The following is a 14,984-nucleotide window of genomic DNA, read 5'->3' on the forward strand; positions in this document are numbered from 1 at the left end:
CCGGGGCGCGCTGACCCACCGCGCGCCAGACAGGGTGCCAGCCAGCCGGCCAGCCAGGGTGCCAGACACGCGAATCCGTCAAAACCTCGGGGTTAACGCAACGTACGATTGCCGCCTTACCCTCCCTCCGGAGATTCTGTAGCATGCCGTGCAAGAGAGGCATGGACATGGGTCAAGAAAGTCCGATCGAGGTGCGCCGGCGTCGGGTGTTCTACATTCCCGGCTACGACCCTATTCACCCCCGCCGTTATCGCGAGCTGTATCGAAAAGAGGCAGCCGAGCAGGCGAAGATCAGCGGCTACGAGATTGAATTGGAAGCAAAAAGGTCGGATGGCCCCTACGGCTGGCATGTCGTCGGGCGGATGGACGGGGCCGAGACCCAGACCGATGTCGAGGTGCTGGTGTGGTCGGACATCGTGCGCGACAGCATGGGGCACGGCATTTTCGCGACCTATGTCCAACTGCTGCACACCGCCTGGATCTACATCGGCTCGGGTGCGCTCTGGCGGCTGATGCGGCTTCGAAAGGGTCCGGTGATCGCCGCGCTTTACCCGGTGATATTCCTTGTCTTTCAACTTCTTACTGCGCTGCTCCTGGCCTGGGCCCTGGGCTGTCTTCTGGCCTTGGCCCATCCGTGGGCCGGCTGGGCGGGGGTGCTGATCGTGCCGGTGGTGCTGGAATGGTTCCGCAAGCGGGACGGCCGCTTGTTTGCCTATTACCTGATGCACGACTATGCCTATTCCGCCCAGTCGAAGGGCGTCAACCCGCCCGAGCTCGAAACCCGAATGGCCGAATTTGTCGATCGGATTACGCTGGCTTTACAAGGTGATAGCGACGAGGTGCTGGTGGTCGGCCACAGCTCTGGTGCACATCTGGCGATTTCGATTCTGGCCGATCTCATCCGCGCCGGGCGCGTGCCGGCTGACGGCCCGGCGCTGTCGTTTCTGTCGCTGGGGCAGGTGGTGCCGATGGTGTCATTCTTGCCGAAGGCCGGTCGGCTGCGAGCCGATCTGAAATTTCTTTCGCAAAGACCGGAGCTAAGCTGGATCGATGTTACCGCCCCGGGGGACGGCTGCGCCTTCGCGCTCTGTGATCCGGTCAGCGTATCCGGGGTGGCGCCGGCGACCGGCAAGCGCTGGCCGCTGGTCCTGTCCGCGGCCTTCACTCAAACCTTGTCGCCGGTCCGCTGGAAAGCACTCCGCTGGCGGTTCTTCCGCCTGCATTTTCAGTATCTCTGCGCCTTCGACCACCCCGGAGACTACGACTATTTCCGTATCACCGCCGGGCCGCTGACTCTGGGCACACGCTTTGACGGCCGCAACCCGTCGGCCAGCCGGATCGAGCGGCCGGTCAACAAGTTCACGAACGTCACGATCAATGACAGCCTTGCCGCCTAAGCCCCCGTCCCGACAGGGGAAAGTGTCGCTTCGCCGCTATGCCCGCCTGTTTCGGCAGGACATCCTGTCGGCGCAGCCGGCGCGGCTCTACCGCGCCTGGATGGCCGAGTTTCGCACCCCCTTCTTCCGCTCCTATCTGTGCAACGATCCCGAGTTGGTCGACCTTGTGCTGCGCCAGCGCCCTGACGACTTTCCCAAGTCCGACCGTATCCGCGAAGGGCTGGCCCCGCTCCTCGGCAACTCGGTCTTCGTCACCAACGGTGAAACCTGGAAACGCCAGCGCCGGATCATCGACCCGGCCTTCGAGGGGGGGCGGCTGAAGGAGGTTTTTCCCGCAATGTGGGATGCTGGTGTCGCAGCGGTCAACCGAATGGAAAAGCGGGCAAACGACCAGGCGACGGAGATCGAGGCCGAGACCAGCCACGCCGCGGCGGATGTGATCTTCCGCACGCTATTCTCGATCCCGATCGAACATGAGATCGCCAATGCCGTGTTCGACAAATTCCGTGAGCACCAGCGCGCCCAGCCGGTGCTGAACCTCGGGGCGGTGCTGCCCCTGCCACGCTGGTTCCCGCGCTTCCACCGCCGCCAGACGAAACGCACCGCCCGCGATATCCGGGCGCTCATCACCCGGCTGACCGCCCAGCGGATGGGGGAGATCCGGGCCGGGTCTGCGCCCGACGATCTCGCCACCAAGATCATGACCACGCCCGACCCGCAGACCGGCGATGTCTTCGACACCGAGGAAATGGTCGACCAGGTGGCGATCTTCTTCCTCGCCGGACATGAGACCAGCGCCTCAGCACTGGCCTGGGCGCTTTACCTTCTGGCGATGTATCCCGCGTGGCAGGACCGTGTGGCGGACGAGGCGTTGCGCACAATCGATCTGGAAAAGGCCGATTTCTCAATCATTTCCCGGCTTAAGCTTAGCCGTGACGTGTTCCGCGAAACGCTGCGGCTCTATCCTCCGGTTCCGATGATGGTGCGCGAGGCAGCGCGCCCGGAACATTTCCGCAGCCGCGATGTCGCGCCGGGAGCCCAGATCGTGCTGTCGCCCTGGCACCTGCATCGCCACGAACGTCTTTGGCAGCGCCCCGACGCCTTTGACCCGGGGCGGTTCGAGACCGAAAACGGCAAGGCCTGTCTTCGTGAAGCCTACATCCCGTTTTCGACCGGCCAGCGTGTCTGCACTGGCGCCGGCTTTGCCATGGTCGAAGGGCCACTTCTGCTATCGATGCTGGTCCGTGCCTACCGCTTCGATCTCGTGTCCGAGCGACCGGCGATGCCGGTGGCACATCTGACCGTGCGCGGCAAGGACGGAATCTGGTTGAAAATCTCCAAGCGAACTGACGGGTAGGCCGGGGTTAACCCCGGCCAGCCTATACCGTCACGCGTTGGCTTCGCGGATCTTGTTGGCCGCGTCCTTGTCATAGGCGACGCCCTTGTCGTCGAAGAGCTGGTCGAGCTCACCCGACAGAGTCATCTCGGTGATGATGTCGCAGCCGCCCACGAATTCGCCCTTGACGTAGAGCTGTGGGATGGTGGGCCAGTCGGAATAGTCCTTGATGCCTTGGCGGATGGCGTCGTCGGCCAGCACGTTCACATCGGCGAAGTCGACGCCCATGTAGTTGAGAACGCCGGCCACGCGGCTGGAGAAGCCGCATTGCGGCATGGTCTTGGTGCCCTTCATGTAGAGCACCACATCGTTCGATTTGACGGTTTCGTCGATCCGGTTTTTCGCGTCGGTCATGGGTTCTTCCTGTTCAGTATCAAAAGGGTAATCAGTCTGGTGCCCGCGTGGTCAGGGCCAGCGCGTGCAACTCGCCATCGGAGCCGTCCATCTTGCCCTTCAGTGCAGCATAGACGGCGCGCTGTTGCTGCACCCGGTTCATGCCACGGAAGGACTCGTCTACCACCATGGCAGACATGTGACGGCCATCGTCACCCTCGACGGTGATCCGGGCGTTGGGAAAGGCTTGTCTCAGCAGATCCTCGAGTTCCTGTGCGTAGACGGCCATGTGGTGCTCCCTCCGGTCTGATTTGCGGTGAATCTAGGGTGGGTAGCGAGGCGGTGCAAGACGGGAGCGGCGGGCTGCGACGAAAAGCTGTGTTTTCAGTGCAGTTTTTAGGCGCGGGCCCGGCCGGCATGCCGGGCAAGGCTTTTCAGGAAGTCGCGAACGTCCTCCGGGAGGGATCCGGTAGCCAGCCTCTTGGCGCGGGCAGGCGTCATGTTTTCCGGGCAAAGGGCGGTGACCAGCTCCTGCCGGCGGGCTTCGACCCGGGCGGGCAGGGCAAGCTCCTGTGCCGTGGCCAACAGACCGAGCAGGTCATGAATCGTGCGCAGGTGACGGAAGGTATCCATCTGCGGCCTCAACAGCGGCGGGTGATCCTGCCAGCTTCGGTTGTCGAAAAGCGATAGCGTCCGCTGTCCCGCGCCGGCGCAATCATACCGCACGCAGCCGGAGAATCCTCTTTTCTCAAGAGATTGATGGATTTCGCATCGGTGATGCCGCAGGTGCGGGCAGGGGACGCCGGCAGGCTTGTCGAGGGCAAACTCGGCTCCGTTGTCGAAGGCCAGCGCGACGCAGCACAGCGCCGCACAAGCCGGGCAGTCGGGCGCAAACGCTGGAGGATGCGAGATCAGCCGACGGCCTCCTCGAAGGCTCTGCGGAACAGCGCCGAAAGTTCGGCCAACGGGGCTTCGGAGCTGCCCATACGAACAGTGTCGCCGCCGAACTTGCCAACGCTCGCGATGGGCACGCCGGTCTGCCCGGCGGCCGTCATCAGGGCCTCGGCCGCATCGAAACTGCAGGCAATCAGATAGCGGCCCTGATCCTCGCCAAACAGTTGCGCGGTGTCGCCGTCATCGAGCTGCACACCCACGCCAGCAGCTTCGGCCATCTCAAAGGCAGCCAGCGCCAGCCCGCCGTCCGACAGGTCGGTACAGGCCTTGATCCATCCGGCATTGGCGCGGATGAACTCGCCGTTGCGCTTTTCCGCCTCCAAGTCCACTGGCGGGGCATCGCCCTCGGCCCGGTTGAAGACCTCGGCCAGAAGCGCGGATTGACCCAGATGGCCCAAGGTGTCGCCGACCAGCAAGGCCACGTGTCCATCGCGCGCCTGGCCGAAGATCGGAGTGTCGTCGGCCTTGATCAGCCCGACCGCAGCGATCGTGGGCGTGGGCAGGATCGCTTGACCGTCTGTTTCATTGTAGAGCGAGACGTTGCCCGACACGATCGGCATATCAAGTGCCGCAACGGCTGCGCCAATACCCTTGATGGCGCCGACAAATTGGCCCATTATCTTGGGTTTTTCGGGATTGCCGAAATTGAGGTTGTCGGTGCTGGCGAGCGGCGTCGCGCCGACGGCGGTGAGGTTGCGATAAGCTTCGGCCACCGCCTGCTTGCCGCCCTCGGTGGGGTTGGCCTTGACGTAGCGCGGCGTCACGTCCGAGGTGAACGCCAGCATCTTGCCGGTGTCATGAACCCGCACCACTCCTGCGCCCAGACCCGGTGTGCGCACGGTATCGGCCATCACCATGGTGTCGTACTGCTCGTAAACCCATTGTTTCGCTGCATAATTGGGCGACGCGATCAGAGTGCGCAGTCCGTCGATGGGATCGATCGCCGCGAAGGTGGTCGGATCGAGCGGCGCAACCGCCGGAGTGGCCACCCAGGGCCGATCGTATTCCGGTGCACTGCCCGACAGGGTCGCAAGCGGCAGGTCGGCCTTGACCTCGTTGCCGTGCAGAATGAGGAAACGGTCTTCGGGGATGGTCTCGCCGACGATGGCGAAATCGAGGTCCCATTTCTCGAACACCGCCCTTGCCTCGGCCTCTTTCGAGGGATCCAGCACCATCAACATTCGTTCCTGGCTTTCCGACAGCATCATCTCGTAGGCGGTCATGTTGTCTTCGCGCTGCGGCACGTCGTCGAGTTGCAGTTTGACGCCCAGTCCACCTTTGTCGCCCATCTCGACCGCCGAGCAGGTCAGACCCGCGGCGCCCATGTCCTGGATCGAGATCACCGCGCCGGTCTGCATCAGTTCGAGGCAGGCTTCCATCAGCCGTTTTTCGGTGAAGGGGTCGCCGACCTGTACGGTGGGGCGTTTTTCTTCAATGGATTCATCGAATTCGGCCGAGGCCATGGTGGCGCCGCCGACCCCGTCTCGGCCGGTCTTGGCGCCAAGATAGACCACTGGCATGCCGACGCCGCTTGCCGCCGAATAGAATATCTTGTCAGCGTCAGCCAGCCCCGCGGCAAAGGCGTTGACCAGGCAGTTGCCGTTGTAAGCAGGGTCGAAGCGGACCTCGCCGCCCACGGTGGGGACGCCGAAACAGTTGCCATATCCGCCGATGCCTTCCACGACACCGTGCACCAACTGTCGCGTCTTGGGATGGCCGACCTCGCCGAAGCTGAGCGAATTCATCGCCGCGATGGGGCGCGCCCCCATGGTAAAGACATCGCGCAAGATGCCACCCACGCCCGTCGCCGCGCCCTGGTAAGGCTCGATATAAGACGGGTGGTTGTGGCTCTCCATCTTGAAGATGACGGCCTGGTTATCGCCGATATCGACAACGCCAGCGTTCTCGCCCGGTCCGCAGATGACCTGCGGGCCCTCGGTCGGCAGGGTGCGCAGCCACTTCTTCGAGCTTTTGTAGGAGCAGTGCTCGTTCCACATCGCCGAAAAGATGCCGAGCTCGGTGAAACTGGGTTCACGACCGATGATTTCAAGGATGCGCTGGTATTCGTCGGGCTTCAGCCCGTGCGCCTCGATCAGCTCTTCGGTGATGGCCGGTTCGTCCGTCATTGCTCGTATCCCCCGCGGCTGGCCCTCAGGCCCGACTTTGCGCTTTTCTTAAGGGAACGGCCGAGCGGGGGAAAGAGCAAATGGCCGCGATCGGGCTGTGCAACCCGCGGGTCTTTCGGTCCGCCGCGCGAGGTGCGCCTGCAAGGGTGCGACGCGCGCAGAGGCTCGGATCAGAAATCGCCTTCGGCCGCGCGATCTAGAATATCCTGCATGATGTCTTTGACCTCCAGCGCCTCTTCCAGAAGTTCTGGAGGCAACGGTTTGCCGCCGTGGATCATCATGTCCATGTTGAGCGTGGTAATCCAGAGCTCGCCGTTTTCGTCCTCGACGAGGCTCACGCGGCAAGGCAGGTAAGCAGCGTAGGAGATATCGTGCTCGATCATCTTGGCGGCGGTCAGCGGGTTGCAGTACAGATAGATGTTGAGCTTGCGCCAGTCTTCCCCCTGCATGGCCGACACCTGATCGCCGAGTGGCAGTTCGCCGACGCCGCGGATGTTGCGATCGATCGCCACCGCCTTGATCGATTCGTCGACCTCCTCGAAGGTCAGCCCATCAGCCACCTTGGCCGTCCACACCGTGGCGGCGGCGGCATTGCCGGTTTCTGCCAGCTGGTCGGCCATGGCTTTGTAGGTGTCGAAAGCCTTGTCGTCGAAACCGTCGAAAGCGGTCTTGTAGGCCCAGAGTTGCGGGCCCACCCAGATGCCAAGCCCGACCGTGACCAGTCCGATCAATGCGAAAATACGTGTCAGCGCCAGCATGGACGTCCCCCTCCCTGTGACCGATTTCGGATCAACATAAACGAATGTGTGATTTTTTCAAAGCAACCAATGCAGCGTGGCATGGCGATTATGTCGCGCGGCGGCGGAGGCGACCGAGCGGCAGGGTTGCAGGTGGAGCAGGAAAGGCCAAAGGTGGTGCAAACGAGGGAGGTGGCAATGGACACTCTTGAAAACCCGTGGCGTGGCAAGGGTCTGACATGGGAGGGGCTGGAGGGGATTCCCTGGCCCAGCGTCGACGCCGGCGAAGTTCGCCGGTTGCTCGCGCGCTGTCCACTGGACGCCGAGACGCCGCTCGAACGGCGTGACGGGTTTGCCGGAGCCGGGGCGGTCTTCGTAAAAGACGAGCGGTACCGGATGACCCTGGGCAGCTTTAAGGCGCTTGGCGCGGCCTATGTCATTGCCCGCGATCACGAGGCGGGCCGAGCTAAGGGACGCACCTATGTTACTGCCAGCGCGGGCAATCACGGGCTCTCGGTGACCGCGGGCGCGCTGGCCTTTGGTGCCCGGGCGGTGATCTATCTGGCCGAGACCGTGCCGCAGGAATTTGCCGACCGGCTAGAGATGTTCGAGGCCCACGTCGTACGCCATGGCGCAACCTATGAGGAAAGCGTGGCGGCGGCTCAGAGGGCGGCTGAAGATAACGGTTGGGAGCTTCTGTCAGATACGTCCTGGCCCGGTTATGTCGAGCGCCCCTTCCGAGTGATGGAGGGGTATCTGGCGCTGGCAGAGGAAGCCGTTCGACAGATCGGCGAGCCGCCCACCCATATCTTCTTGCAGGCCGGGGTCGGCGGGCTGGCCGGGGCCTGCGCAGCCTATTTCCGCGAAGCATGGGGCGACGGGCCGCGCATCGTGGTGGTCGAACCGGCCGCCGCGCCGGCGCTGCACGATAGCGTCAAGGCGGGCCGAGCGGTGGTTACCCGGGGGCCGGTCTCGAACATGGGGCGGCTGGATTGCAAGGAACCCTCACTGATTGCGCTGAAAGGGCTGGCAAGGGATGCCGATGTCTTCGCGCTGATCACCGAGGAGGAGGCCGAGCGGGCGCTGCCGGTGCTTGACCGGGCAGGGTTCGAGACCTCGCCGTCGGGGGGTGCTGGCTTGGCCGCATTGCTTGCCGGGGAGCCGCTGGGGGCAGAGGCACGGGTGCTCTGTATTCTCAGCGAGGCGCCGGAATGAGCACACGGGGCTTTCCGGAGGAGGAGTACCGTGACCGGGTGGCGCGAGCACAGGCGGCGATGGAGACCGCCGGGCTGGCGGCGCTGCTGCTGACGACCGAGCCCGAGATCCGCTATTTCAGCGGTTTTCTGACCCGCTTCTGGGAAAGCCCCAGCCGGCCCTGGTTTCTGGTCCTGCCTGCGACCGGTGATCCAGTGGCGGTGATCCCGTCGATCGGGGCAGCCTTGATGGGACGGGGCTGGGTCAAAGACATCCGCACCTGGCCCGCACCGGACCCCGAGGATGACGGGGTAAGCCTGTTGACCGATACCTTGCGCGAACTCGCAGCGGACGGGCCGGTGGGCCTGCCGTCCGGCCCGGAGACGCATCTGCGCATGCCACTTGACGACTTCCGCCGGGTCGAAGCAGCGGCGATTTCATTCACGGACGATCACGGCGTCGTGGCGCAGCTCAGGGCGGTGAAGTCCGAAGCCGAGATCGCCAAGATCTCGCGTGCCTGCACTATTGCCGGCAAGGCCTTTGCCCGGATTGGTGAGGTGGCTCGCATCGGTCAACCGATGGAGGCCGTGTTCCGTGGCTTCCAGGCGCTGCTGTTGGAGGAAGGCGCCGACTGGGTGCCTTACCTGGCCGGCGGAGCAGGGCCTTTGGGCTATGCCGACGTGATCTCGCCGGCAGGACCGGCCCCGCTGTGCGAGGGCGATGTGCTGATGCTCGACACCGGTGCTGTGAGGGATGGGTATTTCTGCGATTTCGACCGGAATTTCGCCCTCGGCCGCGCCGACCCGCGAGCACATGCGGCCTGGGCGCGGCTGCTCGAGGCGACCGAGGCGGCGCGAGAGGCGGCCCAACCCGGGGCCCGGGCTTGCGATCTTTGGCGCGCCATGGCCGATCTTGTTGGCGGGGGAGAGTCCGCCGGACGGCTCGGGCATGGGCTCGGTATGCAACTGACCGAGGGGCTGTCGATCACCGCCAAGGACCGGACCGTGCTGGAGCCGGGTATGGTGATCACGCTGGAGCCCGGTATCGAAACTGCACCGGGACTTGTCCTGGTCCACGAGGAGAATATCGTGATCCGCGATGGTTCGGCCGAGGCGCTGTCGCCTTGGTCAAACGGCGCCCTGCCGGTGATCGGCTGACGGGCGGATCAAGCGACGCCGCGCGCCTCCGATCATTGGCCATAAAAAAAGGCCGAGCGCTAAGCTCGGCCGAAGTCCAACAGGGAGGTATGAAAGTGATGCGCCGTTAAGCACTGTTCACTCTCGATTGGTGAAATAGGCGGCAGTTCTTGTTCAATCAAGGTTCATTATGCCGCATGCGCAGCATTCCCGTTATGCGCCGTTTGCATAGCTCAGTCGGTCACTGTTCAACCGACTGTTTTTTAACCTGTTTACGATACGAGATGATCTCGTCCTGCACGAAATCGCGAAAGGCCGCGATGCGTTTGGAATGCCGCAGTTCCGCGGGAAAGGCGAGGAATACAGGGATTTCGCCCGATTCGATCTCGGGCAAGACGCGAACCAAATTCGGGAAGTCCTGAATAACATAGTCGGGCAGGACACCGATTCCGAGGTGGTGCAACACGCCCTGCAAAACGCCGAAGTAGTTGTTTACGGTCAGCATCGAAGCGATCTCGTAGCTCAGCAGATGCTGCACCAGCGAGGCACCGGCGCCAACCTGGGTTGAGCCGACATTCATGCTGATAAGCCGGTGCTGGTTAAGCTCGTCCAGTTCGGTCGGCGTGCCTTTGCGGTCCAGGTATTCCGGTGATGCGTACAGCCGCATGTGCACGCCCATCAGGCGTTTGCGGATGAGATCCGCCTGGCTGGGCTCTTTCATGCGGATTGCCACGTCGGCCTCGCGCATCGGCAGGTCGAGGACGCGTTCCTCGAGCATCAGGTCAATTTTGAGATCGGGGTACTTGTCGTACAGTGCGGCGAGTCGCGGCGCCAACCAGAGCGTGCCGAAGCCCGTGGTTGTGGTGACCCGCAATTCACCAAACACCTCTTCCTCGCTATCCCGAATGCGGGCGGTGGCGGTTTCAAGGCGTTTGACCATCGCGCGGGTGGCATCAAACAGAAGCTCGCCCTGTTCTGTCAGAATCAGTCCCCGCGCATGGCGATGAAACAGCGTCGTGTTGAGGGATTCCTCAAGTGATCTGATCTGCCGCGATACGGCCGACTGGCTGAGATGCAGCGTGTCTCCGGCGTGGGTGAGGCTGCCGGCATCGGCCACGGCGTGAAAGATTCTGAGCTTGTCCCAATCCATACGCGTAACTTTCTTGTTGAACCTGCCCGATGCAAGCAATCTCTGATCTTGGGTGAGGTTCTCTTGCAGACGTGACGTTAGAATGACGAAATTTGATTGGTAGGTCAATGATTATGACCTAAAATGCGCCTATATTGTCCATACGGCATCAGTTGAGGGAAGCGCGCGATGACCAAACACCAAGTGAGTTTACAGGATCGGTACGATTTGGAGAAATCTCCGGTCCTTCTCAACGGAACCCAGGCTTTGGTGCGCCTGATGCTCACCCAGAAATTCCGCGACACGCAGGTGGGGTTGAACACGGCCGGTTACGTGACCGGCTATCGCGGTTCGCCGTTGGGCGCGGTCGACATGATGATGAGCCGGTCAGAACGGATCCTGACCGGCGCCGACGTCAAGTTCGAGGCCGGGTTGAACGAGGATCTCGCCGCCACGGCGCTGTGGGGCGCGCAGCAGGCTGAACTACGCGGCGAGGGTAAATTCCATGGCGTGTTCGGGCTTTGGTACGGCAAGGGGCCGGGCGTTGACCGCTCAGGCGACGTCATGCGCCACGCCAACATGGCTGGCACCAGCCCCAATGGCGGCGTGCTGATGGCGATGGGCGACGATCACACCGGCGAGTCCTCGACCGTGCTGCACCAGAGCGAATGGGCATTGGTCGATTGCTACATGCCTGTGGTCAGCCCGGCGGGCGTTCAAGAAATTCTCGATTTCGGCATTTATGGCTATGCCCTGAGCCGCTTTGCCGGGGTCTGGGTTGGTCTCAAGGTGATGAAAGACACCATCGAGGCCACGGCCGTGGTCGACGGTGACCCGAACCGGATCAAGATCGTGACGCCGAAATTCGAGATGCCCAAGGGCGGGCTTAACATCCGGTTGATCGACGACAGGATCGAACAGGAAGCGCGTCTCATAGACTACAAGCGCCATGCCGCCGAAGCCTTCGCCCACGCGAACAAGATCGACAAGCGGGTCTGGGGCAAGCCGGGCGCCAAGATCGGGCTGGTGAGCCACGGCAAGAACTGGCTCGACCTGGAGCACGCGCTGGCGCTGCTAGGCATCGACGCGGCCGAGGCCGAACGGCTGGGCATCACCACCTATAAGGTGGGGCAGGTCTGGCCGCTCGACATGAAGGGCTTTGCCGAATGGGCGGACGGGCTCGACTTGATCGTGGTGGTGGAAGAAAAGCGCAAGCTGCTTGAAGTGCAGATCAAGGAAGCGATTTTCGACAACCGCCAGAGCCGTCGCGTCTATGGTTGGCACAAGGGCCAGTTTGGGGAAGAACTGTTCCCCAGCCGCTGGGCACTCGATCCGGTGATGATTGCGGAAAAACTGGGCGAGATCCTGATTGAGGAGGGGCGCGCCACCGACGGAATCAAGGCGGGCATGGCCGAGCTTGATCAAGCCCGCCGGGCCGACAATGCCGAGGAGATCGCCAGCCGGCTGGCCTATTTCTGTTCGGGGTGTCCGCACAACACTTCGACCAAAGTGCCCGACGGCAGCCGAGCCTATGCCGGGATCGGCTGCCACTTCATGGCGCAATGGATGGAGCGAAACACGCTGGGCTACACCCATATGGGCGGCGAAGGCGCCAACTGGATCGGCGAGGCGCCGTTTTCCAAGCGCGAGCACGTTTTTCAGAACCTCGGCGATGGCACCTATAACCACTCTGGCCGCCAGGCGGTTGTTGCCGCCATCGCCAGTGGTGTGAATGTCACTTACAAGATCCTGTTCAACGACGCCGTCGCCATGACCGGTGGTCAGACCCACGAGGGCGATCTCTCGGCTGAGCAGATCGCGCGCGAGCTCAAGGCCTTCGGCATTTCCCACGTGGCCCTGGTTTACGACGAGAAAGAGGACATCAACCTCGGTGCTTTCCCGGAAAACATCGAAAAACTGGAGCGGGCAGAGCTGGAGGATGTTCAAAAAAGGTACAGAAAAGTGAAAGGTGTATCTGCCATTCTTTATGTGCAGACCTGTGCTGCGGAAAAACGCCGTCGCCGCAAGCGCGGCACCTTCCCCGATATCGACAAGCGCGTCTTCATCAACACCGATGTCTGCGAAGGTTGCGGCGATTGCGGTATCCAGTCGAACTGCGTCTCGATCGTTCCGGTGGAAACCGAGCTGGGCCGCAAACGGGCCATTGACCAGTCGTCCTGCAACAAGGATTTTTCCTGCCTGAAAGGGTTTTGCCCCAGTTTCGTGACGCTGGAAGGCGCACAGATTCGCAAGGAGCCGACCACCGATCTCGACCTGCCGCACTTGCCGGCGCCAGAGCTGCCGGCCATCGACGGCACCCACAACGTGATCATTACCGGCGTCGGCGGCACCGGCGTGGTGACCATCGGCGCGGTGCTGGCACAGGCGGCCCAGATCGACGGGTTGGGCGCGGGCATGATGGAAATGGCCGGTCTTGCCCAGAAGGGCGGTGCGGTGCATATCCACGTGCGGTTGGCCAACAAGCCCGAGGACATCTCCGCCGTGCGCGTTGCCACTGGTGAAGCGCACGCGTTGATCGGCGGCGACCTTGTGGTCAGCGCGGGATCGAAGACGTTGGGTCTGACCAGTTCTGAGCGGACCGGCGCGGTAGTCAACAGCCACGAGATCATCACCGGCGAGTTCACCCGTCACACCGAGTTTGCGATCCCGACGGACCGGCTGGAGCTGCAATTGCAGGCGCGTCTGCGCGACAACCTCAGCCTGTTCGACGCCTCGGACCTGGCCCGCGTTACCTTGGGCGACAGCATCTTCTCCAACATGATGGTGTTCGGCGGCGCCTGGCAACGCGGGCTGATTCCGGTCAGCCACGATGCCATACTCGATGCGATCCGACTCAACGGCGCAGCGGTCGAGGCCAACCTGCGGGCTTTCGAAATTGGCCGCTGGGCGGTGCTGCATCCTGAAGAGGTCGCGAAGTTGATCGCGCCGATAGTGGTCGATATGCCCAAGACGCTGGAGGACAAGATCGCCTTCCGCGCGGACCACCTCGTCGAGTACCAGAACGCCCGGCTTGCCAAACGCTATCGCAAGCTGGTCGATAGTATCGGCGATGAGCGGCTGAAAGAGGCGGTTGCCAAGGGCTATCACAAACTGCTCGCCTACAAGGACGAATACGAGGTCGCCCGGCTGCATCTAAAAACCCGCGAGAAGGCCGCCGAGCAGTTCGAGGGCGATTTCAAGATGTCCTACCACCTCGCTCCGCCGCTTGTGTCGAAAGAGGGGCCGAATGGCCGTCCGCTCAAGCGTGAATACGGGCCCAAGATGGACAAGTGGATGAAGCTCCTGGCGAAGATGAAACGCCTGCGCGGCACCGCCTTCGACCCATTTGGCCGCACCGAAGAGCGCCGGATGGAGCGGGCGCTGATCAAGCAGTACGAGGCGGATATGGCCGAGTGGCTGCCCAAGGCCGACAGTGCCACCATGGGCTTGGTTGTCGAGCTGGCCGAGTTGCCGCTGAAAATCCGCGGCTTCGGTCCGGTCAAAGCCGCGAATGCCGAGGCGGCAGCAGCGCGGCGGGAAGAGATACTTGCGGCTCTCCGCAGCGGCGGCAGCCCGGAAATCGCCCATGCGGCAGAGTAACACGCGGCGCAGAAACGTCATTTGAGCGTCACGATCTCTGGTCAGGCTCGTGGCAGAGCCCTATGACGCGGCGTAACCGATTCGACGCAACCGGACTTCATATGGTGGACCAACGCCACATCGCCCGCGACATCTCCTATGCCCACTCCGCCGCCACGCGGGGCGGCCGGGCGATGATCCGTGTGATGGAAAATGCCACCGGCCGGATCAGCCTGATAAAACGGGCGCAAGGCTATGAACAGGAAGTCGCTGCCGGCCGTGATTTCTGGGAGGTGATGGTCGACCGCTACGGACTCAGTCTGAACCTGGTCGGCGGCAGCCTTGCGAACATTCCCGCCAACGGGCCGCTGATCGTGATCGCCAACCACCCTTATGGCATTCTAGACGGGCTGATGTTGGGCCATATCCTCAGCCGCACCAGGGGTGATTTCCGGATTCTGGCGCATCAGGTGTTCCGCAAGGCCGAGGACCTGAACCGGATCATCCTGCCGATCTCGTTCGAAGAAACCAAGGAGGCGGTGAAACTCAATCTCGAGACCCGCAAAGAAGCGCTGCGTTATCTCGGTGCCGGCGGGGCGATCGGTATCTTTCCCGGTGGCACGGTCAGCACTGCGGTCAAACCGTTCTCGCAACCATTTGATCCTGGCTGGCGGTCGTTTACGGCGCGGATGGTGGCGAAATCCGACGCCACGGTGGTACCGGTGTTTTTCGACGGCGCGACAAGCCGCTTGTTCCAGATCGCCAGCCATCTGCACACAACGCTACGTATGGGGCTGCTGATCAAGGAGTTCCGCAAACGGGTCGGCACGCCGGTGGATATTGTCATTGGTCAGCCGATTCCGCAGTGCGAATTGCAGGCGCGCGCAAAAGACGCGAAAGCGATGATGGATTTCCTGCGCAAATCGACTTATGAGCTGTCCCCGAAGCCGCTGGATTCTTCGGCCCGCGGTTTTGAGTTCGAAGAAAAGCATCGCGCGTAAAC

Annotated in this window: 12 protein-coding genes; 6 read left to right on the top strand and 6 right to left on the bottom strand. The window is 62.6% G+C overall.

The genetic code is table 11. The features are described from left to right. Nucleotides 1-167 precede the first annotated feature (167 nt). Nucleotides 168-1,397: a hypothetical protein gene (locus NO357_RS01215; RefSeq protein WP_306733783.1), complete on the top strand. Its 1,230-nt coding sequence runs from the start codon at nt 168-170 to the stop codon at nt 1,395-1,397. Beyond that, nucleotides 1,378-2,754, top strand: a complete 1,377-nt coding sequence (locus NO357_RS01220; protein ID WP_306733784.1) for a cytochrome P450 — start codon at nt 1,378-1,380, stop codon at nt 2,752-2,754. Before NO357_RS01215 ends, NO357_RS01220 begins: the two co-directional genes overlap by 20 nt. Before the next feature lie 30 nt (nt 2,755-2,784). Here the strand turns inward: NO357_RS01220 and grxD are convergent, their stop codons facing one another. From grxD to NO357_RS01245, 5 genes are all read right to left on the bottom strand, one after another. Beyond that, a complete protein-coding gene (grxD, locus tag NO357_RS01225) occupies nt 2,785-3,147 on the bottom strand; it encodes a Grx4 family monothiol glutaredoxin (RefSeq protein WP_306733785.1) in 363 nt (120 codons plus the stop codon). Between the two features lie 31 nt (nt 3,148-3,178). Then, entirely contained in the window at nt 3,179-3,415 is a 237-nt protein-coding gene (locus tag NO357_RS01230; protein WP_306733786.1) for a BolA/IbaG family iron-sulfur metabolism protein, read from the bottom strand. A gap of 107 nt (nt 3,416-3,522) precedes the next feature. After that, a complete protein-coding gene (locus NO357_RS01235; protein WP_306733787.1) occupies nt 3,523-3,852 on the bottom strand; it encodes a hypothetical protein in 330 nt (109 codons plus the stop codon). Nucleotides 3,853-4,037: 185 nt separating this feature from the next. After that, the gene (purL, locus tag NO357_RS01240; protein ID WP_306733788.1) at nt 4,038-6,206 is read right to left on the bottom strand and encodes a phosphoribosylformylglycinamidine synthase subunit PurL; all 2,169 of its coding nucleotides are present in this window, start codon (nt 6,204-6,206) and stop codon (nt 4,038-4,040) included. Between the two features lie 170 nt (nt 6,207-6,376). Beyond that, on the bottom strand, nt 6,377-6,964 hold the full coding sequence (locus NO357_RS01245; protein ID WP_306733789.1) for a DUF302 domain-containing protein: 588 nt from the start codon (nt 6,962-6,964) through the stop codon (nt 6,377-6,379). A 177-nt stretch (nt 6,965-7,141) separates the two neighbouring features. Between NO357_RS01245 and NO357_RS01250 the strand changes: the two genes are divergently transcribed. Both NO357_RS01250 and NO357_RS01255 read left to right on the top strand, forming a co-directional pair. Continuing rightward, nucleotides 7,142-8,158 carry a pyridoxal-phosphate dependent enzyme gene (locus NO357_RS01250; RefSeq protein WP_306733790.1) on the top strand — a complete coding sequence of 339 codons (1,017 nt, stop codon included), beginning with the start codon at nt 7,142-7,144 and terminating at the stop codon, nt 8,156-8,158. Then, complete coding sequence (locus NO357_RS01255) at nt 8,155-9,294, top strand: M24 family metallopeptidase (protein ID WP_306733791.1); 1,140 nt, start codon at nt 8,155-8,157, stop codon at nt 9,292-9,294. Before NO357_RS01250 ends, NO357_RS01255 begins: the two co-directional genes overlap by 4 nt. Before the next feature lie 220 nt (nt 9,295-9,514). Here NO357_RS01255 and NO357_RS01260 read toward each other — a convergent pair whose 3' ends face one another. Beyond that, complete coding sequence (locus NO357_RS01260) at nt 9,515-10,423, bottom strand: LysR family transcriptional regulator (RefSeq protein WP_306733792.1); 909 nt, start codon at nt 10,421-10,423, stop codon at nt 9,515-9,517. 168 nt (nt 10,424-10,591) lie between these two features. Between NO357_RS01260 and NO357_RS01265 the strand changes: the two genes are divergently transcribed. Continuing rightward, complete coding sequence (locus NO357_RS01265; RefSeq protein ID WP_306733793.1) at nt 10,592-14,002, top strand: indolepyruvate ferredoxin oxidoreductase family protein; 3,411 nt, start codon at nt 10,592-10,594, stop codon at nt 14,000-14,002. Nucleotides 14,003-14,103: 101 nt separating this feature from the next. Continuing rightward, nucleotides 14,104-14,982 carry a lysophospholipid acyltransferase family protein gene (locus NO357_RS01270; protein ID WP_306733794.1) on the top strand — a complete coding sequence of 293 codons (879 nt, stop codon included), beginning with the start codon at nt 14,104-14,106 and terminating at the stop codon, nt 14,980-14,982. Nucleotides 14,983-14,984: the final 2 nt, after the last annotated feature.

The organism is Marimonas arenosa (assembly GCF_030848945.1).
In the GTDB taxonomy this organism is placed as follows: Bacteria; Pseudomonadota; Alphaproteobacteria; order Rhodobacterales; family Rhodobacteraceae; genus Marimonas; species Marimonas arenosa.

Coding starts and splice junctions, on each gene's coding strand:
- NO357_RS01215 (WP_306733783.1), top strand. CDS start 168: ATGGGTCAAGAAAGTCCGATCGAGGTGCGCCGGCGTCGGGTGTTCTAC.
- NO357_RS01220 (WP_306733784.1), top strand. CDS start 1,378: ATGACAGCCTTGCCGCCTAAGCCCCCGTCCCGACAGGGGAAAGTGTCG.
- grxD (WP_306733785.1), bottom strand. CDS start 3,147: ATGACCGACGCGAAAAACCGGATCGACGAAACCGTCAAATCGAACGAT.
- NO357_RS01230 (WP_306733786.1), bottom strand. CDS start 3,415: ATGGCCGTCTACGCACAGGAACTCGAGGATCTGCTGAGACAAGCCTTT.
- purL (WP_306733788.1), bottom strand. CDS start 6,206: ATGACGGACGAACCGGCCATCACCGAAGAGCTGATCGAGGCGCACGGG.
- NO357_RS01245 (WP_306733789.1), bottom strand. CDS start 6,964: ATGCTGGCGCTGACACGTATTTTCGCATTGATCGGACTGGTCACGGTC.
- NO357_RS01250 (WP_306733790.1), top strand. CDS start 7,142: ATGGACACTCTTGAAAACCCGTGGCGTGGCAAGGGTCTGACATGGGAG.
- NO357_RS01255 (WP_306733791.1), top strand. CDS start 8,155: ATGAGCACACGGGGCTTTCCGGAGGAGGAGTACCGTGACCGGGTGGCG.
- NO357_RS01260 (WP_306733792.1), bottom strand. CDS start 10,423: ATGGATTGGGACAAGCTCAGAATCTTTCACGCCGTGGCCGATGCCGGC.
- NO357_RS01265 (WP_306733793.1), top strand. CDS start 10,592: ATGACCAAACACCAAGTGAGTTTACAGGATCGGTACGATTTGGAGAAA.
- NO357_RS01270 (WP_306733794.1), top strand. CDS start 14,104: ATGGTGGACCAACGCCACATCGCCCGCGACATCTCCTATGCCCACTCC.